This window comes from Pseudomonas sp. IT-P74, from assembly GCF_949768175.1.
In the GTDB taxonomy this organism is placed as follows: Bacteria; Pseudomonadota; Gammaproteobacteria; order Pseudomonadales; family Pseudomonadaceae; genus Aquipseudomonas.
In genome coordinates this window covers 204,307-226,359 of the sequence record NZ_CATKQD010000077.1, presented here as the reverse complement: position 1 = coordinate 226,359, position 22,053 = coordinate 204,307, and the positions used below count along the sequence as shown (strand labels likewise).

Sequence of the window (22,053 nt, the reverse complement as noted above, 5' to 3'; positions counted from 1 at the left end):
ACAAGTCTGAAAGACACGGACTGCGTAGCTTACAGAGGATCGCAAACACCTTATCCACAGAAACGCCAACAGACTTTGGGGTTAACTTCGAAGGCTCTGTGGAAAACCGCTACAACCCGTAAGAAACCGGTGTTTGCGTGGAATTCCATGGCTCAAACACACCAATTGATCACTTTTTGATCGAACCCATGAAAGCCGCTGTTTATAAGGCCTACAGCCGATAACAAACATCTTATCCACAGAAGCGCCAACAGAGATTGGGGGCAAGTCGGCATCTACAGCAGCACTTATCCCCTTGAAAAAGCTTGGAAAAACCACGAGCAACACTGGTTGTTTTTTGAACGACGACTTGCAAGGCTTGATTTGTATGGGGTGTAGCGAGGGGCGAACATGTTATCCACAGAACCACCAACAGGGATTGTGGGTAAACACCGACGTTGCTCAAACTTTATTGAGGCATGAGCGACCTGAATCCAGGTCCAGGTTCAACTCAAAGTCTTTGAACGCGCGCCATCCGAGCAATATCGACGGGACGTATTGCCCACCAATCAGCGACGGCGGGATGGTAAAGCCCGGGTAGTATTTGTAGGTGACCGCCATGGTGTTGCCTTGCAGGGCCAATACGCCGTCGTAGCGTTGGAAACGCTTGTTGTCGTTGGTGGAAACGCTTGAGCTTCCGGGTGTCAGCCCCTGCACGACACTGAGCTGTCTGCCGGGCGACGAGGCCGTCAGGTAGTCGACATTTCCGGTATCGATGATGGCCTGCGTTGCCCGGCGATCCAGCTGTGCGGCCATCACCAACCGTTGATTGAGATCCAGGCGGCTAATGACAATCGACGCATCACAGCGTGTGGCCGGCGGCGGATTCAGCTCCAGTGTTCTGCTGGTGATCCTCAAGCGCCCCAGCTTGCCGATCAGATCGAGCCCCAACAGATTATCCCGGTCGCTGACAAAGACCAGGACGTTCCTGAACTCGCGGGTGCCGACTTTCAGCGACCGGAGAATTCCCAGTCTCGCGGCCAAGCCCTTTTCGCCATAAAACGTGCTGTAGCGATAAAAAGCATCGGGCAACAACCTGATGCCCATCTGTTTCGCAGTGTCGATGTTAACCCGGGTTTGCGGTGCGCCCGTGTCCAGGACAAAACGCGCCGAGACACCATTGGCCGCGCCGACCTCGATAAATGGCAGCACTTGTTCAGCAGTGTATGAGTCGTCAGCATACGGATGAAGCGGCAGCACCTCATGCCGCGCCGAACCGTTGATCGTGAAATCGCCGGTCGCCGCCAGGATAGCCAGTGATTTACTGCCAAACGTGGAGAACAGGGGCTTCAGATCGGCGCTGGCGGCAATCGCCCGGGCATGCCTGGCTTTTATCGCCAGGTAGTATTCGGGGATTTGGTTGACGGCCTTGGCTTCGAGCATTCTGGCGAAGACCGTCACCGAACAGCTGAGGTGTCTATCGGCATCCAGCACCTTGTCGCACTGGTGCCGCAGTTGCGCCAGGGACGCGTTGCGGCCCTGTTCGGAGTCTATCCAGCGGTAAAAATCCTGATCAGCCTCGGACACTTTTGTCTGGGCCGCAGAGATCAAGCCTGTGGATAACCACATGGCCAATGCAAAGAGCAACAGAAGAGCGAAAGTCCTCATATTCAGACCAGTCATAAAAACAGGGTTTTATGAGTCAGCGCTGAATGTCTGAAAACTCCCGAAAGCATGCCGCACCCTTGATCAGCGCATAGAAAACTGTAGCTCACCGGGCTGACGAGTGTGGTGCGGGACGAAGAGATCCTGTGGGAGCGAGCTTGCTCGCGATGACGGAGTATCAGTCGACTTCAATGCCGCCTGATACGACGCTTTCGCGAACAAGCCGCCCCCACAGTGTTTGCTAGCGAACTACACCTTCTTCAATCAGCAATTTGAGAATCGCCTCGGCGCCGGCCTGAGCCGTCACACCCTTGAGCACCTGCCCGCCTCCACCACTGGCCTTGGCCGTCGCGGCTTTCATGCGGTCGGCGCCACTCTTGGCCTTGATCACCTTCAAGCGCTTGGGCCGTGGCTTGGCCGGTTGCAGGGTGGCGACCGCGAGCAGCTCATCGTCGATGACCTCGACGTCCTGCGCTTGCAGCACGCCGCGTCGGGCCGGGCCATAAGCGCTCTGCCGAGGCTTGGGAGCGGCGTTATCCACCGTTGCCAGAAACGGCAAGCGCACCTTGAGCCGCCGACGTTGACCGCGCGGCAAGGCCTGCAGCACCAGCGCCGAACCGCCGTCGATGGACTCGACCTGCGCCAGCCCCACCACCAGCGGCCAGCCCAGGCTTTCGGCGAGCAGGAACGGCAGCATGCCCGAGCCTTCGCCGGTTTCCGCCTGACTGCCGGTCAACACCACCTGAGCACCGGCATCGCGCAGATACTCGGTCAGCGCTGGTAGTGCATCGGCGCCTTGCGGTTGCTCCAACACATGCAGTTGCTCCAGCCCCATGCCCAGGTAAGCGCGCAATGCAGGCTCGGCGATGTCGCCGGCATGCAGCACTTGCAGGTTATCCCCAGCCAATTGCAGGCCCAGTTCTACCGCCCGTGCATCCTGTTCCGCGCGACGCGGTCGACCGGACGTCGGGTGGGCACCGATGGACACCAGGCTGATGATTTTCGTGCTCATAACCCTTTCCTTCCCTTAAGCCGCATCGCGCTTGGCGTCGTTGCGGTAAGCCTCTACCGCCTCGATCAAGGCTTGAAGAATCTCCGCGCTCTCACCGATCACCGAGAGGTCCGCGCGCTTGATCATGTCGCAGCCAGGGTCAAGGTTGATCGCCACCACCTTGTCGCAGGCACCGATGCCTTGCAGGTGCTGGATCGCCCCGGAAATCCCCACTGCCACATAGACCCGTGCCGTGACCCAGGTGCCGGATGCGCCGACCTGGCGGTCGCGGGCCATGAAGCCGTCGTCCACCGCCACCCGCGATGCGCCTTCGGTCGCGCCGAGGGCTTCGGCGGTCCTGTGGAAAAGTCCCCAGTCCTTGACCCCGTTGCCGCCGGAGAAAATGAACTCGGCTTCGGCCATGGGAATTGCCGACGGATCGACGGCCACCGCGCCCAGATCTTCGATCCGCGACAGGCTACGCGCCACGGTTGTGGATAACTCCACCGGCAAGGCTTCGTGACGGGTTTCGCTGACCGGTTCGGCGCATTCGACAGCCGCCAGAATCAACCGCGCCAGCGGCCGCGCCAAGTCTTGCAAACCGGCACCGGCACGGCCGATACACTCCTGATCCTTGACCTGCCAGACCCGCGTGGCCGGGCGTTCGCCCAGGGCGGCGGCAAAGCGCCGACCCAATTCACCGCCACCGGTGCGACTGTCCGGCAGCAACCAGTGACGCGGGCTGAACTGGTTATCCACAGCCCGCAGGCCCTGGACCCGTTGTTCCGGTGCATAACCGTTGAATTCTTCGCCCTCAAGCACCAGCAGACGGTCGACGCCCGCCGTGGCAAAAGCGCTCTCCTTGTGCTCACCGAACACCACGGCCAGCACTGCGCCGTCGCTGCCGGCCAGTTGATGGGCCAGGCCCAGCAGGTCGCGGTCATGACTGCTCAAGCGACCACCGACCATGTCCGGCACCACGCTGATGTAAAACGCCGGCGCGGCCACCTGATGCAGCGGCAATTGCACTTCGACGGCAGCCGAGCGCTTGGTCGCCCCGCCCTGTTGAGCACCGCTGCGGTCGATGCGTTTGATGCCGTTGGGGCCAATGAAACCGACACCATGGGGATTTTTGCGGATGACGCCGTTAGGCCCCATCCAGCTGTGTTGTGCCGGCTGCATGGCCGCGTGCAACGGGTGCAGACGGTTGCGTGCAATCCATTCGGCCCGGGGGTCGCGGCGGATAATGTCGCTCATCAGTGCACCTCCGCAGGTTCACGTTTTGCCGGCGCGGCCGGCTTTGCCGCGTCGTCTTCCAGCAGCGCGTCGGCCACCAGTTCGGCAATGTCCTTGATCAGCGGACGGGGTTCGACCACGCCTTCGAGCATCGCCGTACATTGTGGGCAACCCACGGCCACCAGTTCGGCGCCGGTTTCGCGGATGTCTTCCATGCGCATGTCGGGAATCCGCTGCTTGCCCGGAATGTCGGTGATCGGCGCGCCGCCACCACCGCCGCAGCAGCGGGAGCGGAAGCCGGAACGTTGCATCTCTTTCACTTCGATCCCGAGGGCACGCAACACCTGACGCGGCGCCTCGTATTCGCCGTTGTAGCGGCCGAGGTAGCACGGGTCGTGGTAGGTCACACTGTCGCCTTTGTGCTGACCGAGATTGAGCGCGCCAGCATCGATGATTTCCGCCATGTAGGTGCTGTGGTGCTGCACCAGGTAGTTGCCATCGAAGGCGCCGTACTCGTTTTTCAGCACATGGAAGCTGTGCGGGTCACAGGTGACGATACGGTTGAAACTGTATTTGGCCAGGGTCTGGATGTTGCGTTTGGCCAACAGCTGGAAGGTCGCTTCGTCGCCCAGGCGCCGGGCCACGTCACCACTGTCACGCTCTTCGAGGCCGAGCACGGCGAAGTCGATTTTCGCCGCTTTCAGCACTTTCACGAAGGCGCGCAGGGTGCGCTGGTTGCGCATGTCGAAGGCGCCGTCGCCGACCCAGAACAGCACGTCAGTGGATTTCTTTTCGCTGAGCAGGTTGAGGTTCAAATCTGCCGCCCAGTTCATCCGTCCGCCCGGCGCGAAGCCGCCGGGGTTGTCGGTGGCGATCAGGTTTTCCAGGACTTCGGCACCCTTGTTCGGGGTTGCGCCTTTTTCCAGGGTCAGATGGCGACGCATGTCGACGATGGCATCGACGTGCTCGATCATCATCGGGCATTCCTCGACACAGGCACGGCAGGTGGTGCACGACCACAGGGTTTCGGCGTCCACCAGGCCGTTGACGATCGGTTGATGCGGATTGCCTGCGTGCTCACCGATGGCCTTGCCCGGATACGGACTGCCGGCAAACTTGGCATCGGTGCCGCCGGCCAGGCCGACGACCATGTCCTGAATCAGTTTTTTCGGGTTCAGTGGCTGGCCGGCGGCGAACGCCGGGCATGCCGCTTCGCATTTACCGCACTGCACGCAGGCGTCGAAGCCGAGCAATTGGTTCCAGGTGAAATCCTTGGGTTTTTCCACGCCCAGCGGCGCGCTCGGGTCGCTCAAGTCCAGAGGCTTGAGGCCCGTGGACCGACCACCGCCAAAGCGTTCGGCGCGACGGTGCCAGGCCAGGTGCAGCGCACCGGCGAAGGCGTGCTTCATCGGCCCGCCCCAGGTCATGCCAAAGAACAGTTCCGACACGCCCCACAACACGCCAACCCCGAGAACCGACGCCAACAGCCAGCCACCGAAGTTTTCCGGCAGGATGCCCGCCACCGGCAGGGTCAACAGGAAGAACGAGGCCGAGAACGCCAGCAGGCTTTTCGGCAGGCGCATCCACGGGCCTTTCGACAGGCGCGACGGCGGGTTGCGTCGACGCAGGTAAACAAAGATCGCGCCGACGAACATAACCGCCGTCATCAACAGCAGTGCGTAGCCGAGGAAGCGATTATGCAGGCCGAAACCATGCACCAGGATCGCCAGCACGATGGACGCCACCGCACCACCCGCCGTGGCGACGTGGGTGTTGGCAATGTATTTGTCCCGCGCGACCACATGGTGCAAATCGACCATGTAGCGCTTGGGCATGGCGAACAGGCCGCCGATCAGGTCGACTTTCGAAGCCCGGCCCCGGCGCCACATGGCCACCCGCCGCAACGCGCCCAGGACACCAAGGCCAAGGGCTGCGAACAACAGGATAGGAAGAAGGGTGTTCAACATAGGTGAAGCTCCCAAAGACATCGGGCTTAACTATCTGGATGCCTTGCTTGATCCCTTGTAGGAGCGAGCCTGCTCGCGAAAAACCTGAGAACACCGCGTTGAATCAGACTCCCCGCGTCATCGTTCACGTCCATCGCGAGCAAGCTCGCTCCTACAAGGGTTATCCACAAGCTCTTAGAAATCCTTGCACAACCGTAGCGCGTCGTAGATCGCAGCGTGTGTATTGCGCTGAGCCACGCAGTCGCCGATACGGAACAGCAAGTAGCCGTCACCCGTGGTGCTCAGCGAAGGTTGCGGCTTGATCGCGAACAAAGCTTCGATGTCCATCTGGCCTTTGTTGCGCGAGCCTTCCTTCAGCGAGTAGTAGATTTCTTCGTCCGGACGCACGCCGTTTTCCACCACCACCTGGTCGACCACCCGCTCCTCTTTGGCACCGGTGTATTCGTTCTCCAGCACCGCCACCAGCTTGTCGCCTTCGCGGTAGACCTTCTCCAGCATCATGTCGCCGGTCATGATCACTTCTTTGGGGTACATGCTGCGGTAGTAAGTCGGGAACGACGTACCGCCGATGGCCACACCCGGTTTGATGTCGTCGGTGACGATCTCGACCTGGCTGCCTTTGTCCGCCAGGTAGTCGGCGACCGACATCCCGGTGAACTCACAAATGGTGTCGTAGACCAGCACGTTCTTGCCCGGCGCCACCTTGCCGTCGAGCACGTCCCAGCTGCTGACCACCAGGCCTTCAGCCGCGCCCCAGTGTTCGTTCTGCTCCAGGAACGGATGACCGCCGACGGCGAGTACCACCACATCCGGACGCAGGTCGAGAATGGTCGCTGCATCCGCCGCCACGCCCAGGCGCAGGTCCACCTTCAAACGCGCCAGTTCCAGCTGGAACCAACGAGTGATACCGGCGATCTGATCCCGCTGTGGAGCTTTCGACGCGGTAGTGATCTGCCCGCCGATGAATTCTTTCTTCTCGAACAGGGTCACGTCGTGGCCACGTTCGGCCGACACGCGAGCCGCTTCCATCCCGGCAGGACCGGCACCGACCACCACGACTTTGCGCTTCACACCGGTCGACTTCTCGATGATGTGCGGCACGCCCATGTATTCACGGGAGGTCGCGGCGTTCTGGATGCACAGCACGTCCAGGCCCTGGTACTGACGATCGATGCAGTAGTTGGCGCCGACGCACTGCTTGATCTGGTCGACCTGGCCCATCTTGATCTTGGCGATCAGGTGCGGATCGGCGATGTGGGCGCGGGTCATGCCGACCATATCGACGTAGCCGCCCTCCAGAATACGGGTGGCCTGGTTCGGGTCCTTGATGTTCTGCGCGTGCAGTACAGGGGCCTTGACCACTTCCTTGATACCGGCCGCCAGATGCAGGAATGGCTCCGGTGGATAACTCATGTTGGGGATAACGTTGGCCAGGGTGTTGTGGGTGTCGCAACCTGAACCGACCACGCCGATGAAGTCGATCATGCCGGTGTCGTCGTAGTACTTGGCGATCTGCTTCATGTCCTCGTGGGACAAGCCATCCGGGTGGAATTCGTCACCGCAAAGGCGGATGCCGACGCAGAAGTCCGGACCGACTTCCTTGCGCACCGCCTTGATCACTTCCAGGCCGAAACGCATGCGGTTCTCGAAGCTGCCGCCCCATTCGTCGGTGCGCTTGTTGACCCTCGGGCTCCAGAACTGGTCGATCATGTGCTGGTGCACGGCGGACAGTTCAACGCCGTCCAGGCCGCCGGCCTTGGCCCGTGCCGCTGCCGTGGCGTAGTTGCCGATCACGCGCCAGATTTCTTCCGGCTCGATGGTCTTGCAGGTCGCACGGTGCACCGGTTCACGGATGCCCGAAGGCGACAGCAGGGTTGGCCAGTGCTCGCCGTCCCAACGCGAGCGTCGGCCCATGTGGGTAATCTGGATCATGATCTTGGCGCCATGCTTGTGCATGGCATCGGCCAGGTTCTGGAAGTGCGGAATGATCCGGTCGTCCGCCAGGTTGACCGACTTCCACCAGCCTTGCGGGCTGTCGATGGCGACGCTGGAGGAGCCGCCGCAAATCGCCAGGCCGATCCCGCCCTTGGCTTTCTCTTCGTAATACTTGACGTACCGGTCGGTGGTCATGCCGCCGTCGGTGGCATAGACCTCGGCGTGCGCGGTGCTGAGCACGCGGTTGCGGATGGTCAGTTTGCCGATCTGGATCGGCTGGAACATTGCTTCGAAAGCCATGGCGGGTTCCTCGACTTACAACGGCTTGACGGTGAACAAGCCGTCTTCGTGGCCCTCTTCGGAGCCACCGTAGACTTGTTCGGCCACGGTGCGGATCTTGCTGCCGCGAGCGGCGAGGATCTGGTCCATGGCCCCTGCAAACCAGCCAGTGAACATATAGTCGACCTTACGCCCGACCTTGCCGTACACGTAGACAAATGCCGAGTGTTCGAGCTTGACACTGGCGGTGCCTTTGTCGAGGTCGATGTCCTGGATCTTGAACAGACCCCAACCGCGCTGCGACAGGCGCTTCATGTAGTGCTCGAACACCGCGACGCCTTCCAGGCCGTGGCATTCGGCTTCTTTTTCACACCAGTGCCAGGCGGACTTGTAGCCGGCCTTGTAGAGGATTTCGGCGTAGGCTTCGGCGCCCAGCACTTCCTCGATGCCCATGTGGTTGTTGACGAAGAAATGGCGCGGCACGTACAGCATCGGCAGGGCGTCGGAGGTCCAGACACCGGTTTCGCTGTCGACTTCGATTGGCAATTGCGGGGCGATCTTGGCCATGGAAACTTGACTCCAGAAAATTCGTTGTGTTGCCCGCTGCTCGGATGGCAGCGGGAAAGGATTCAGAGGTGCTGTGGCTTACTCGCCCCAAACGTCCTTGAGAACGTTGACCCAGTTCTCGCCCATGATCTTGCGCACCACGCGCTCGGAGTGGCCGCGCTTGAGCAGGGTCTCGGTCAGGTTCGGGAACTCGCCCACGGTGCGGATACCCAGCGGGTTGATGATCTTGCCGAAGCTGGTCAGACGGCGGGCGTAGCCTTTGTCGTGGGTCAGGTATTCAAAGAAGTCCTGGCCGTGGCCCTGGGTGAAGTCGGTACCGATGCCGATAGCGTCTTCGCCGACGATGTTCATCACGTACTCGATGGCTTCGGCATAGTCGTCGATGGTCGAGTCGATGCCCTTGGCCAGGAACGGCGCGAACATGGTCACGCCGACAAAGCCGCCATGGTCGGCAATGAACTTGAGTTCTTCATCGGACTTGTTGCGCGGGTGCTCCTTGAGCCCCGACGGCAGGCAGTGGGAGTAGCAGACCGGCTTCTTCGATTCGAGGATGACTTCTTCGGAGGTCTTGGAACCGACGTGGGACAGGTCGCACATCACGCCAACCCGGTTCATCTCGGCGACGATTTCGCGACCGAAACCCGACAGGCCGCCGTCACGCTCGTAGCAACCGGTGCCCACCAGGTTCTGGGTGTTGTAGCACATCTGCACGATACCGACGCCCAGTTGCTTGAACACCTCGACATAGCCAATCTGGTCTTCAAAGGCGTGGGCATTCTGGAAGCCGAAAAGGATGCCGGTCTTGCCCTGCTCCTTGGCCTTGCGGATGTCGGCGGTGGTGCGGACCGGAATCACCAGGTCGCTGTTCTCGCGGATCAGCTTCTGGCTCGCGGCGATGTTGTTGACGGTGGCCTGAAAGCCCTCCCACACCGACACGGTGCAGTTGGCCGCGGTCAAACCGCCCTTGCGCATGTCTTCGAACAGTTCACGGTTCCACTTGGCGATAATCAGCCCGTCGATAACGATGCTGTCGGCGTGCAATTCGGCTGGGCTCATCAGGCTGTCCCCTATTAGCGATTCATGCGCCGAATCGTCTGCCGGCGCTTTGGGGCCAGCATATGCCTCGGTGCAGGGGCAGCCGGGTGCAAAAACGACAGGGGGTTTGCCGAAAGCGTCAATCCACGACAAAGGGTCGTCGCCAGGCACAATCTGCGACCTGTTCAAGGCCCTCGGCTTGGGCCAGAATTCGCCGCATCACTGGATGCTTCACTGGACAAGAGCGGCGACGATAATGAAATCGATCATTCTGGCAATGGCAATGATTGCGACCGGCGTACACGCAGCGCAGGTGTCCGACGACAACCCGTGCGACAAAGTCGAAAACGACATCCAGACCCTGGAATGTTCGGCCTTCAGCAAAACCTCCGCCGAAGACCTGTTGAGCGAAAACCTCAAAAGCCTGAACGACCGCATGCAGTCGCTCTACGGCAAGAACCCGTCGCAACTGACCGACGTCACCGCAAAAATCAAGGCCGCCCAGGCCCAATGGCTCAAAACCCGCGATGCCGATTGCGCCGTAGAAGCCTTTCCGGCCACGGCCGGCAGCAAGGCATTCACCATTGCCCAGAACGATTGTGTGGCGCGGATGAGTGATGAGCGATCGGAGTTTTTGGAGTCGATTGGGCAGGAGTGATCCGTTCCCCAGCCAGCTTGAGCTGTAAGCTGCACACCCTCTGTCACTAATGGGATTGAACATGAAAATCTGCGGCATCGAAATCAAAGGCAGCGAAGCGATCATCGCCGTGGCCACGCTGGACGGTCAGGCGCTGGGCCATGTCGCACTCGCCACCAAGAAAATCGCCCTGGACGATGACGACGAAGCCGCCAACGTCAAACTGTTCGCCGCTCAGGTTGCGTCCTTTGTTCGCGAGAACTCGATAGACCGCATTGCGATCAAGAAGCGCAGCAAGAAAGGCGAGTTCGCCGGGGGGCCGACCACGTTCAAGATCGAGGGGGTTTTCCAGTTGCTGGAGAATTGCGAGGTGATGCTGTTGTCGCCGCAGACCATCAATGCCCAGGCCAAGAAGCACAACTTCGAATTGCCGGGAACGCTGAACAAGTACCAGCATGAGGCGTACAAGGCGGCGTGTTCGGCGCTTTTGAAGAAGTAACAGGTCTTCCTGACAGAACAAACTAACTGTGGGAGCCAGCCTGCTGGCGATGGCGGTGCATCAGTCGATATTCATGTGTCTGACATACCGCTATCGCCAGCAGGCTGGCTCCCACAGGGGGTATCAAGTATTCATGCCTTGGCGGTACGCCGATCCTCCCGCGGGCACCGCTCATACTTCGCCCGATAACTGCGGGTGAAGTACGACGGCGATTCAAACCCGCAGGCAATACTGACCTCCAACACGCTCATGTCGGTCTGCCGCAGCAACTGCCGGGCCTTTTCCAGCCTCAATCGAAGATAGAAATTGCTCGGTGTGTCGTTCAGGTGCAGGCGAAACAGGCGCTCCAGCTGGCGCCGCGTCACCCTGATCGATTCCGCCAGTTCCAAAGTGCTAAGCGGCGGTTCGCTGTGCTGCTCCATCTCACCGATCACATGCACCAGTTTCTTGTTGCTGAGGCCATAACGCGTGGCGACTTCCATGCGCTGGTGGTCTTTACGCGGGCGGATGCGGCCGAGTACGAATTGTTCGCTGACCTGGATCGCCAGTTCCGGGCCGTGAGCCTGGGCGATCAGATCCAGCATCAGATCAATGGAAGCGGTACCGCCGGCGGAAGTAATGCGCCGGCGATCAATCTCGAACAGTTCCTGGGTGACGCTGAGCTGTGGATAAGATTCCTTGAAGGCATCGATGGCTTCCCAGTGCAGGGTCAGGCGATGGCCATCGAGCAGGCCGGCTTCTGCGAGGATGAAGCTGCCGGTGTCGATGGCACCGAGGGTCACGCCTTCATTGTCCAGGCGGCGCAGCCAGTGTTCCAGCGCCGGCGTGGTGAACTTCAGGGGTTCGAACCCTGCGACCACCAGCAGTGTCGCACCTTTCTTCAACGGTTCCAGCGCCGCATCGGCGTTGACCGACATGCCGTTGCTGGCCAACACCGCCCCGCCATCCGCGCTCAGCACATGCCAGCGATAGAGTTCGCCACGAAAGCGATTGGCGACCCGCAACGGCTCGATGGCCGAGATAAATCCAATGGCCGAGAAACCCGGCATCAACAAGAAGTAGAAATCCTGGGACATGGAGCGCACTCGCTTAGCAGGTAACAGGAGGCCAGGTAACGAGAGGGCGGGCAGCGTAGGGATGTTGATACGCCACTTGCGAGCGGCATTCAAGAGCGCAGGTCGCTGCAGTGCAAGAGCTGGTCGCCGCAGTGCGTTTTCATCGGTGCTTTGCTGCGTAACTTGGCATCACCGGCGCATCAGACACCGGAACTCACAATAAACGAACTGCCGAGGAACCTGAGATGAAACGACTGATCAGCAGCTGTGTTCTTGCACTCAGTGGTACCGCTTTGCTGAGCGCCAGTGTCATGGCCGCCGAACCCGCCGCGTGTCAGAACGTGCGCATGGGTGTAGTGAACTGGACCGACGTGATCGCCACCAGTGCCATGACCCAGGTATTGCTCGATGGCCTCGGCTACAGCACCAAACAAACCAGCGCCTCCCAGCAAATCATCTTCGCCGGGATCCGCGACCAGCGTCTGGACCTGTTCCTCGGTTACTGGAACCCGCTGATGACCCAGACCATCACCCCGTTCGTCGACGCCAAACAAGTCAAGGTGCTTGAAGCGCCGAGCCTGCAGGATGCCCGCGCGACTCTCGCCGTGCCGACCTACCTCGCCGACAAGGGCCTGAAAACCTTCGCTGACATCGCCAAATTCGAAAAGGAACTGGGCGGCAAGATCTACGGCATCGAACCTGGCTCGGGCGCCAACACCCAGATCAAGGCGATGATCTCCAAGAACCAGTTCGGCCTCGGCAAGTTCCAGCTGGTCGAATCCAGCGAAGCCGGCATGCTCGCCGCCGTGGATCGCGCCGTACGTCGCAACGAAGCTGTGGTGTTCTTCGGCTGGGCGCCGCACCCGATGAACGTCAACGTCAAGATGACCTACCTCACCGGCAGCGACGACGCTCTCGGCCCGAACGAAGGCAAGGCCACCGTGTGGACCGTCACAGCACCGACATACACCGAACAATGCCCGAACATCGGTCGCCTGCTGAGCAACCTGACGTTCACCGCCGAAGACGAGAGCCGGATGATGCAGCCACTGCTGGATCACAAGGACGCTTTCGAGTCGGCCAAACAATGGCTCAAGGATCACCCGCTGGACAAAAAACGCTGGCTTGAAGGTGTCACCACCTTCGACGGCAAACCGGCCGCTGAAAACCTGCAACTGACCACTAAATAAACACGATTGAACCACCGACTCGCAGCCCCAACGGGCTGCGGACGGGACCACCACGCCTGGCCAAAGCCAAAAACTCGCCTGTAAGGAATCGCCTCATGAACCACGACGTCATCATCACCTGCGCACTCACCGGTGCTGGCGACACGACCGCCAAGAGCCCACACGTGCCGGTCACCCCGAAACAGATCGCCGCTGCCGCCATAGAAGCCGCCAAGGCCGGCGCCACCGTGGTTCACTGCCATGTGCGTGACCCGCAAACCGGCAAGTTCAGCCGTGACGTGGCGCTGTACCGCGAAGTGATGGAGCGCATCCGCGAGGCGGACGTGGACATCATCGTCAACCTCACCGCCGGCATGGGCGGCGACCTGGAAATCGGTGCCGGCGAGAATCCGATGGAATTCGGCCCGAACACCGATCTGGTCGGCCCGTTGACCCGCCTGGCCCACGTCGAAGAACTGCTGCCGGAAATCTGCACCCTCGACTGCGGCACCCTGAACTTCGGCGACGGCGACACCATCTACGTCTCCACCCCGGCCCAGTTGCGTGCCGGCGCCAAACGCATTCAAGAGCTGGGTGTGAAAGCCGAGCTGGAAATCTTCGACACCGGTCACCTGTGGTTCGCCAAGCAGATGATCAAGGAAGGCCTGCTCGACAACCCGTTGTTCCAGCTGTGCCTGGGCATCCCTTGGGGCGCGCCGGCGGACACCACCACCATGAAAGCCATGGTCGACAACCTGCCGGCCGATGCAGTCTGGGCCGGCTTCGGTATCGGCCGGATGCAGATGCCGATGGCGGCGCAAGCGGTGTTGCTCGGCGGCAACGTACGGGTCGGGCTGGAAGACAACCTGTGGCTGGACAAGGGCGTGCTGGCGACCAACGGCCAACTGGTCGAGCGCGCCAGCGAAATCCTCAGCCGCCTTGGCGCCCGCGTCCTGACCCCGGCTGAAGGCCGGGCAAAAATGGGCCTGACCAAGCGCGGTTGACCCTACCCACTTTCCCCCTGTGGGAGCGAGCCTGCTCGCGATAGCGGTTTACCTGCCTCAATTGATGCATCGGATGTACCGACGCCATCGCGAGCAGGCTCGCTCCCACAGTTTTTTCCGAGCCAAATTCAGGAATCGACCATGAGCTTTATCACCGAAATCAAAACCTTCGCAGCGTTAGGCAGCGGTGTCATCGGCAGCGGTTGGGTGGCCCGCGCCCTCGCCCATGGCCTGGATGTAGTGGCCTGGGACCCGGCCCCCGGCGCTGAAGCCGCCTTGCGCAAACGCGTCGCCAATGCCTGGGGCGCGCTGGAGAAACAAGGCCTGGCGCCGGGTGCATCGCAAGATCGCCTGCGCTTTGTCGCGACCATCGAAGAGTGCGTGCGCGATGCCGATTTCATCCAGGAGAGCGCCCCGGAACGACTGGAGCTGAAACTGGACCTGCACAGCAAAATCAGCGCGGCGGCCAAGCCCAATGCATTGATCGGTTCGAGCACCTCTGGCCTGTTGCCGAGTGAGTTCTACGAGAGCGCCACGCATCCTGAACGCTGCGTAGTCGGTCACCCGTTCAACCCGGTTTACCTGCTGCCGTTGGTGGAAGTGGTTGGCGGCAAAAACACCGCCCCTGAAGCAGTGCAAGCGGCCATGAGGGTCTATGAATCCCTGGGGATGCGCCCGCTGCACGTGCGCAAGGAAGTACCGGGTTTCATCGCCGACCGCCTGCTCGAAGCGCTGTGGCGTGAGGCCCTGCACCTGGTCAACGACGGCGTGGCGACCACCGGCGAAATCGACGATGCCATCCGCTTCGGCGCGGGCTTGCGCTGGTCGTTCATGGGCACCTTCCTGACCTACACCCTGGCCGGCGGCGATGCCGGCATGCGCCACTTCATGGCGCAGTTCGGCCCGGCGTTGCAGTTGCCGTGGACCTACCTGCCGGCACCGGAGCTGACCGACAAGCTGATCGACGACGTGGTCGATGGGACCAGCGATCAACTGGGTAAACACAGCATTTCGGCGCTGGAGCGCTATCGTGATGACTGCCTGCTGGCGGTGCTGGAGGCGGTGAAGACCACCAAAGAAAAGCATGGGATGGCTTTCAGCGAGTAATCGACAATCTGGACTGGCCCCATCGCCAGCAGGCTGGCTCCCACAGGGGGAATGCATTCCAATGTGGGAGCCAGCCTGCTGGCGATGACGGCACTCCAATCATAATCTGTTCTGGATCAGCCATCATGCCCACCCTCACCACCTACCAAACCACCATCATCCCCGACTGGGTCGACTACAACGGCCACCTGCGCGACGCCTTCTATCTGCTGATCTTCAGCTACGCCACCGACGCCCTGATGGATCGCCTGGGCCTGGACAGCAACAGCCGCGAGGCCAGCGGCAACTCGCTGTTCACCCTCGAACTGCACCTGAACTACCTGCACGAAGTGAAGCTCGACGCCAAGGTCGAAGTGCACACCCAAATCATCGCCCACGACAGCAAGCGCGTGCACCTCTATCACAGCCTGCATCTGGTCGGTGATGCCCAGGAACTTGCAGGCAATGAACAGATGCTGCTGCACGTGGATCTCGCCGGGCCGCGTTCGGCGCCGTTCAGCGAACAATCCTTGAGCCGGCTGCAAGCCATCGTCGCCGAACAGGAGGACCTGCCTGCGCCCGATTACGTTGGCCGAGTGATCGCATTACCCCCAAAAAAATAACAAGGAGATCGCCATGAATACCGCCGCAGCATTTGCCGACTTTCGTACCTATCCGTTGATCAGCGCGCTGACTGGCGTGCAGACCCTGGCGGACCGTATTCTGGTGAAGTGGGCCGACGATCGCGTCAGCCCTTTCCACCATCAATGGCTGCGGGATAACTGCCCGTGCCCGCAGTGCGTCTACACCGTGACCCGCGAGCAAGTGCTGGAAATCGTCGATGTGGCTCAAGATCTGATACCCGAACAAGTGCACATCGACACCGATGGTTGCCTGTCGGTGGATTGGCGGGACGGCCACAGCAGCCGCTTCGACCCCGGCTGGCTGCGCGCCCACGCCTATGACGAGGAATCCCGCGCCGAGCGCCAGGCACGCAAGCCAAAAGCCAGGCTCTGGCACAGCGATTTGCGGTTGCCGGTGTTCGAATATCAAGCACTGATGACGGATAACGACGCTCTGTTGCAATGGCTGTTGGCGGTGCGGGATGTCGGATTGACCCAGGTCCGAGGCGTGCCCACCGAACCCGGTTCTCTGAAGCTGATCGCCCAACGCATTTCCTTCATCCGCGAGAGCAATTTCGGCGTGCTGTTCAATGTGCAATCCAAGGCCGACGCCGACAGCAACGCCTACACCGCCTTCAACCTGCCACTGCACAGCGATTTGCCGACCCGGGAGCTGCAACCGGGGCTGCAATTCCTGCATTGCCTGGTCAATGACGCCGAGGGTGGCGAGAGCATTTTTGTCGACGGTTTTGCCATTGCCGACGCCTTGCGCCGGGAAGATCCCGGATCCTTCAAAAGCCTCTGCGAAATCCCCGTGGAATTTCGCAACAAGGACCGTCACAGCGACTACCGCTGCCTCGCGCCGATCATCGCCCTGGATGCGTTGGGGCAGGTGTCGGAAATCCGCATGGCGAACTTTCTGCGCGGGCCGTTCGATGCCTCGGTGGAGCAGATGCCCAAGCTCTACCACGCCTATCGGCGCTTTATCGCAATGACCCGCGAACCTCGATTCAGGCTGATGCAGCGGCTCAATCCCGGCGAGCTCTGGTGCTTCGACAACCGTCGCACCCTGCATGCCCGCAACGCCTTCGACCCCGCCACCGGGGCGCGGCACTTCCAGGGCTGCTATGTGGACCGGGATGAGTTGTTGTCGCGGATTCTGGTTTTACAACGCTAGACCGCGTCATCGTTCATCGCGAGCAGGCTCGCTCCCACAGTTGACCGGGTTCTCTCATGGGAACGCGGTTGAATGTGGGAGTGAGCCTGCTCGCGATGGCACCCGGACAGACACCGCATATCTCCCTGAATCACAGACAAAAAAAACCCCGATCAAGCCGTGACAGGATCGAGGCAGAGGGTACTGTTGAGGAGCTGCCATGCGAGGGTGACCAAACCTTCGTGAAGCGAGCTGAGTCCAGTGTGCCCACTCCCCCGCGCGCCAGGTTAGCCGAAAACGACATGTTCATAACCAATTGAGCCATTGCGACAATTCGTCCTTGCCGACACCCGGTACCCCTACCAGAATCGAACCACGACACCGTTCCCTGAAGAAGGATTGCGTCATGATGCACGCCGATTTGATAGACCAGGAAGACCTGTTGGGCCAGCTCAAGTCGTTGGGCTTCAACGTGCCCAACGGAGCCACCGCCGAGCAGGCTTGCGAATGCGTGGTAAGGGGCCTGGACGATGCTCGGGCGTATGAGCTTCGCAAGATGGTCAAGGAAATGTACACCAGCAGCGCGACGATCCTGCCGGCAGTGCGCCAGGCCATCGACAAACAACTGCTGCCGGCGTTGTCGGAGTACCAGCAAAGCCACACCGCCCGATAAAACGCCTTCGCGAGCAAGTCGGATCGCCGCACCGCCGCTCCCACATTGGTTCTGTGAACAACACAGATCAAATGTGGGAGCGAGCCTGCTCGCGAATGAAGTCGACCTGGTCTAGAGCCTTACACTGGCAAACGTCGACTCATTGCGCGCCTGGCTCAGCGCCGACAACGGCCCGGACAACGGCGACAGCACCAGTGCTTGTGGCAGCGGCATCATCGCCACTTGCTGGGTGGTGTTGGACCCTACGCGCTCGTCACGTGGAGGAATGCCGAAGTATTCGCGGTAGCACTTGGAGAAGTGCGGCGTGGACACGAAACCACAGACCGATGCCACTTCGATGATCGACATCGGCGTTTGCTTGAGCAGCTGGCGCGCACGGATCAGGCGCAGCTTGAGGTAGTAACGCGACGGCGAGCAGTGCAGGTATTTCTGGAACAGCCGCTCCAGCTGGCGACGGGACACCGCGACATACACCGCCAGTTCGTCCAGGTCGATCGGCTCTTCGAGGTTGGCTTCCATCAGCGCAACGATTTCCTGCAACTTCGGCTGGTTGGTGCCGAGCATGTGCTTGAGCGGCACACGCTGATGATCCTGCTCGTTGCGGATGCGCTCGTAGACGAACATCTCCGAAATGGCCGCCGACAGCTCACGACCGTGATCGCGACTGATCAAGTGCAGCATCATGTCCAGCGGCGCGGTGCCGCCGGAGCTGGTGAAACGGTTACGGTCGAGGGTGAACAGGCGAGTACTCATCGCTACACGCGGGAAAGCTTCCTGCATCGCCGCCAGGCATTCCCAGTGCACGCTGCAATCAAAACCGTCGAGCAGGCCGGCGCAGGCCAGGGCCCAGCTGCCGGTGCACACCGCACCGAGACGGCGGGACTGGCGAGCCTGGCTTTGCAGCCATGACACGTGTTCGCGGGTAACAGTGCGCTGGATGCCGATACCGCCGCACACGATGACCGTGTCCATTGGCGGGGCTTTGTGCATGGAGGCGTCGGGGGTGATCTGCAGGCCGTCACTGGCCCAGACCTGGCCGCCATCGACGGTGAGGGTGGTCCAGCGATACAGCTCGCGACCGGACAACTGGTTGGCCATGCGCAGGGGTTCCACTGCGGAGGCCAGAGAAATCAGCGTGAAATTGTCCAGCAGCAGAAAGCCGATGGATTGAGGCGCACGGTTCTGGGGTTGGGCCCCGGAGTTGAACGTCGTCATCGCGGTATCTCCTCACACAAAGCGGGTGATGGCCTCAGGCGGAGGCTCTTTTTATTGCCATCGTTCTCGCGTGGGAGACGGGCTTTGTAATGACAGAGCAATTGCCATGCCTAAATTTGAATGCGCGTTCAATAACTCCTAAAAACGACGTCGGAATGTGTCTACATATGTCTTGCAAGGCAGGGGGATTTAAATGGCCATCAGGGCTGGCAAGCGCCCCGCCCCACAAGCTGTGAGCAATTCGGTAGCACTTGTGGGAACGGCGTTGCGCCGCGATGGAAGGGAGTGTCACCGCAGGCACGGGTGACAGGCGGTCGAAGGCCGGTTGGCCCTTGATCAGTGGCAAGACGATTTATCTGTGAGCGACGCGCCAAAAGGTGGCGCGTTTTAAACCGGGTGTTCACTTAGCGCGCAGTTTTGACTGGTCTGCCCCTATCGCCAGCAGGCTGGCTCCCACAGGTTTTGTGGTCGATACAAATCTACTGTGGGAGCCAGCCTGCTGGCGATAGGGGCGATGCGGTCTCAGCACTCCACTGCGCTAACCGCCAACCCACCCCGCGATGTCTCCTTATATTTGTCATGCATATCGGCACCGGTATCGCGCATGGTGCGGATCACCCGATCCAGCGAAATGAAATGCTGGCCATCACCGCGCAATGCCATTTGCGCGGCATTGATCGCCTTCACTGCGGCGATTGCGTTGCGCTCGATGCACGGCACCTGGACCAGCCCACCCACCGGGTCGCAGGTCAGGCCGAGGTTGTGTTCCAGACCGATCTCCGCCGCGTTGCACAATTGCTCTGGCGTGGCGCCAAGGATTTCCGCCAACCCGGCGGCCGCCATGGCGCAGGCCGAACCGACTTCGCCCTGGCAGCCGACTTCGGCACCGGAGATCGATGCGTTCTTCTTGCACAGGATTCCCACCGCCGCCGCGCCGAGGAAGTAGTCGACGACATTGGCGTCGGTCACGGCTTCGCTGAATTTCATGAAGTAGTGCAGCACCGCCGGAATGATCCCCGCCGCACCGTTGGTCGGTGCCGTGACCATGCGTCCGCCAGCGGCGTTTTCTTCGTTGACCGCCAGGGCGAACAGGTTGACCCATTCCATGGCGCTCAAGGTCGAGCCGATCACATTGGGTTTGTTCAGTTCCTGCAGGCTGCGATGCAGCTTGGCCGCGCGACGGCGCACGTTCAGCCCGCCGGGCAGGATGCCTTCGTGCTTCAGGCCTTGTTCGACGCAATCCTGCATGGCGCGCCAGAGCTTCATCAGGCCGCTGCGGATTTCGTCCTCGCCGCGCCACACCCTCTCGTTGGCCATCATTAATTCAGCTACACGCAGCTTGTGTTTTTTACACAGCTCCAGCAGCTCGGCAGCGCTGGAAAAGTCATATGGCAACACGGTGCGGTCGAGGTCGACGACACCGCTGGAGGCCTGAGCCTCATCGACGACAAAACCGCCGCCGACCGAATAGTAGGTGTCGCGATACAACTCGCCGCCATCGCCTTCGACAATAAGAGTCATGGCGTTGGGGTGGAATGGCAGGTTCTCGTCGATCAGGCGCATGTCCCGGGCCCAGATGAAGGGCACTGGCAAGCGACTGTCGAGCAGCAGCGTATCGGTCTCGCGCAGGGTGGCGATGCGAATGCCGATTTGCGACGGATCGATCGCATCCGGCCACTCGCCCATCAGGCCCATGATCACGGCATTGTCGCTGCCGTGGCCGATGCCGGTGGCCGACAATGAACCGAACAACTGGACTTCGACACGCCGCACCTGCTCAAGCAGCCCCCGCTCACGCAAGCCCTGCACAAACAACGCCGCCGCCCGCATGGGACCCACGGTGTGTGAACTGGAAGGGCCGATGCCGATTTTGAACAGGTCGAAAACACTGATAGCCATTACTGCCGAACTCCTGGATAGGCTCACTGCGCACGCAAAAGCGCACGATGACGGAGCTGCTACGCTCAAGCTGCAATCCGCCGAGATGACCGCATCATCAAGCTTTTATCCAGTTGTTCGACGTCTCTAACCGACGCACTCATGCCCACCAGCGCCGCGTGTCTTTTACGCTGTGTTTTCACCGTTTTTTTGCGGTTCAGAGGGGGAAATCGGGCTGAAAAAATCTGTAAACGACGTCACCGACACTGGATGCGACCATCCCTGTACTGGATACGACGCACCCTGTAGGCGTCAGATTTTCACTGGTACATGATCATATCGACTCGATTGCAAGGCGACGTGGTAGAGCTGTCTCCAGAACGCCATCCAACCGCAACCTATAAGTGCGGTGGTCCAGTCGGAACACTGCCAAAAAAAACACCAAGGAGTCCATCCATGAAAGGTTCCCCGTCGTTGTTGTTGGCCGCCATGCTTAGTCTGCCGGTTCTGGCGCAAGCCGCAGAACCGGCGCAATGCAGTACCGTAAACTTCTCCGATGTCGGCTGGACCGACATCACCGCGACTACCGCGACCACCAGCGTTGTGCTCAACGCCCTCGGCTACAAGACCAAGACCACCATGATTTCCGTGCCCGTGACCTACAAGTCCCTGGCCGACGGCAAGAACATGGACGTGTTCCTGGGCAACTGGATGCCGACCATGGAAAACGACATCAAGGCCTACCGCGATGCCGGCACCGTGGAAACCGTGCGCACCAACCTCAAGGGCGCCAAGTACACCCTCGCCGTCCCTCAGGCGCTGTACGACAAGGGCCTGCATGACTTCGCCGATATCGCCAAATTCAAGAAAGAGCTCGACGGCAAGATCTACGGCATCGAGCCTGGCAACGACGGCAATCGTCTGATCCAGAGCATGATCGACAAGGATGCCTTCGGCCTGAAGACCGCCGGTTTCAAAGTCGTCGAATCCTCCGAAGCCGGCATGCTGTCGCAGGTCGACCGCGCGCAGAAACGCGACACCGCCGTGGTGTTCCTCGGCTGGGCGCCGCACCCGATGAACAAGCGCTTCAAGATTCAATACCTGACCGGTGGTGATGACTTCTTCGGCCCGGACTTCGGTGCCGCCACCGTAGCGACCAACACCCGCAAGGGTTATGCGCAGGAGTGCGGCAACGTCGGCCAGTTGCTGAAGAACCTGGAGTTCACCGTCGACATGGAAAGTGAACTGATGGGCAACATCCTGGACGACAAGATGAAGCCTGACGCGGCCGCCAAGGCCTGGCTGAAAAAGAATCCACAGGTGCTCGATACCTGGCTCGCTGGCGTGACCACCATTGACGGTAAACCTGGCCTGGAGGCCGTGAAAGCCAAACTGCAGTAATCG

General features: G+C 60.6%; 19 protein-coding genes. 9 read left to right on the top strand and 10 right to left on the bottom strand.

All coding sequences use genetic code 11. The features are described from left to right. Positions 1 to 441: 441 nt before the first annotated feature. From ACM6J5_RS25270 to ACM6J5_RS25240, 7 genes are all read right to left on the bottom strand, one after another. Entirely contained in the window at positions 442 to 1,662 is a 1,221-nt protein-coding gene (locus ACM6J5_RS25270; RefSeq protein WP_414929544.1) for a retropepsin-like aspartic protease, read from the bottom strand. 223 nt (positions 1,663 to 1,885) lie between these two features. Further along, a complete protein-coding gene (locus ACM6J5_RS25265; RefSeq protein WP_095944893.1) occupies positions 1,886 to 2,656 on the bottom strand; it encodes an electron transfer flavoprotein subunit beta in 771 nt (256 codons plus the stop codon). 15 nt (positions 2,657 to 2,671) lie between these two features. Further along, on the bottom strand, positions 2,672 to 3,892 hold the full coding sequence (locus ACM6J5_RS25260; RefSeq protein WP_095944892.1) for an electron transfer flavoprotein subunit alpha/FixB family protein: 1,221 nt from the start codon (positions 3,890 to 3,892) through the stop codon (positions 2,672 to 2,674). After that, positions 3,892 to 5,838 (bottom strand): dimethylglycine demethylation protein DgcB, encoded by a 1,947-nt coding sequence (gene dgcB, locus ACM6J5_RS25255; protein ID WP_414929543.1) that lies wholly within the window; start codon positions 5,836 to 5,838, stop codon positions 3,892 to 3,894. The genes ACM6J5_RS25260 and dgcB overlap by 1 nt, the downstream gene beginning before the upstream one ends. A 174-nt stretch (positions 5,839 to 6,012) precedes the next feature. After that, positions 6,013 to 8,073: a dimethylglycine demethylation protein DgcA gene (dgcA, locus tag ACM6J5_RS25250; protein WP_414929542.1), complete on the bottom strand. Its 2,061-nt coding sequence runs from the start codon at positions 8,071 to 8,073 to the stop codon at positions 6,013 to 6,015. A 15-nt stretch (positions 8,074 to 8,088) separates the two neighbouring features. Next, entirely contained in the window at positions 8,089 to 8,619 is a 531-nt protein-coding gene (locus ACM6J5_RS25245; RefSeq protein WP_008048169.1) for a DUF5943 domain-containing protein, read from the bottom strand. Positions 8,620 to 8,697: 78 nt separating this feature from the next. Continuing rightward, positions 8,698 to 9,675, bottom strand: coding sequence for a dipeptidase (locus ACM6J5_RS25240; RefSeq protein ID WP_032829497.1), 978 nt, complete (start codon positions 9,673 to 9,675; stop codon positions 8,698 to 8,700). Positions 9,676 to 9,910: 235 nt separating this feature from the next. Between ACM6J5_RS25240 and ACM6J5_RS25235 the strand changes: the two genes are divergently transcribed. Both ACM6J5_RS25235 and ACM6J5_RS25230 read left to right on the top strand, forming a co-directional pair. After that, positions 9,911 to 10,312 carry a lysozyme inhibitor LprI family protein gene (locus ACM6J5_RS25235; RefSeq protein ID WP_095944888.1) on the top strand — a complete coding sequence of 134 codons (402 nt, stop codon included), beginning with the start codon at positions 9,911 to 9,913 and terminating at the stop codon, positions 10,310 to 10,312. Between the two features lie 61 nt (positions 10,313 to 10,373). Further along, a complete protein-coding gene (locus ACM6J5_RS25230; protein ID WP_095944925.1) occupies positions 10,374 to 10,790 on the top strand; it encodes a DUF3010 family protein in 417 nt (138 codons plus the stop codon). Positions 10,791 to 10,921: 131 nt separating this feature from the next. On the opposite strand, the gene ACM6J5_RS25225 is transcribed toward ACM6J5_RS25230, so the two are convergent. Continuing rightward, entirely contained in the window at positions 10,922 to 11,866 is a 945-nt protein-coding gene (locus ACM6J5_RS25225; RefSeq protein ID WP_414929541.1) for a GlxA family transcriptional regulator, read from the bottom strand. Positions 11,867 to 12,090: 224 nt separating this feature from the next. Between ACM6J5_RS25225 and ACM6J5_RS25220 the strand changes: the two genes are divergently transcribed. From ACM6J5_RS25220 to ACM6J5_RS25195, 6 genes are all read left to right on the top strand, one after another. Next, positions 12,091 to 13,035 carry a choline ABC transporter substrate-binding protein gene (locus ACM6J5_RS25220; RefSeq protein ID WP_095944886.1) on the top strand — a complete coding sequence of 315 codons (945 nt, stop codon included), beginning with the start codon at positions 12,091 to 12,093 and terminating at the stop codon, positions 13,033 to 13,035. A gap of 95 nt (positions 13,036 to 13,130) precedes the next feature. Beyond that, positions 13,131 to 14,018, top strand: a complete 888-nt coding sequence (locus tag ACM6J5_RS25215; protein ID WP_414929540.1) for a 3-keto-5-aminohexanoate cleavage protein — start codon at positions 13,131 to 13,133, stop codon at positions 14,016 to 14,018. 141 nt (positions 14,019 to 14,159) lie between these two features. Beyond that, positions 14,160 to 15,125, top strand: coding sequence for an L-carnitine dehydrogenase (locus ACM6J5_RS25210; RefSeq protein WP_150672046.1), 966 nt, complete (start codon positions 14,160 to 14,162; stop codon positions 15,123 to 15,125). Between the two features lie 125 nt (positions 15,126 to 15,250). After that, a complete protein-coding gene (locus ACM6J5_RS25205; protein WP_150672047.1) occupies positions 15,251 to 15,727 on the top strand; it encodes a thioesterase family protein in 477 nt (158 codons plus the stop codon). Between the two features lie 13 nt (positions 15,728 to 15,740). After that, complete coding sequence (locus ACM6J5_RS25200) at positions 15,741 to 16,904, top strand: gamma-butyrobetaine dioxygenase (protein WP_150672048.1); 1,164 nt, start codon at positions 15,741 to 15,743, stop codon at positions 16,902 to 16,904. A gap of 385 nt (positions 16,905 to 17,289) precedes the next feature. Then, positions 17,290 to 17,556: a hypothetical protein gene (locus ACM6J5_RS25195; RefSeq protein WP_095944882.1), complete on the top strand. Its 267-nt coding sequence runs from the start codon at positions 17,290 to 17,292 to the stop codon at positions 17,554 to 17,556. A 111-nt stretch (positions 17,557 to 17,667) separates the two neighbouring features. On the opposite strand, the gene ACM6J5_RS25190 is transcribed toward ACM6J5_RS25195, so the two are convergent. Further along, on the bottom strand, positions 17,668 to 18,771 hold the full coding sequence (locus ACM6J5_RS25190; RefSeq protein WP_007975492.1) for a GlxA family transcriptional regulator: 1,104 nt from the start codon (positions 18,769 to 18,771) through the stop codon (positions 17,668 to 17,670). Positions 18,772 to 19,293: 522 nt separating this feature from the next. Then, positions 19,294 to 20,670, bottom strand: a complete 1,377-nt coding sequence (locus tag ACM6J5_RS25185; protein WP_414929539.1) for an L-serine ammonia-lyase — start codon at positions 20,668 to 20,670, stop codon at positions 19,294 to 19,296. A 435-nt stretch (positions 20,671 to 21,105) separates the two neighbouring features. On the opposite strand from ACM6J5_RS25185, the gene ACM6J5_RS25180 reads away from it, so the two are divergent. After that, positions 21,106 to 22,050: a choline ABC transporter substrate-binding protein gene (locus ACM6J5_RS25180; protein ID WP_095944880.1), complete on the top strand. Its 945-nt coding sequence runs from the start codon at positions 21,106 to 21,108 to the stop codon at positions 22,048 to 22,050. Positions 22,051 to 22,053 lie beyond the last annotated feature (3 nt).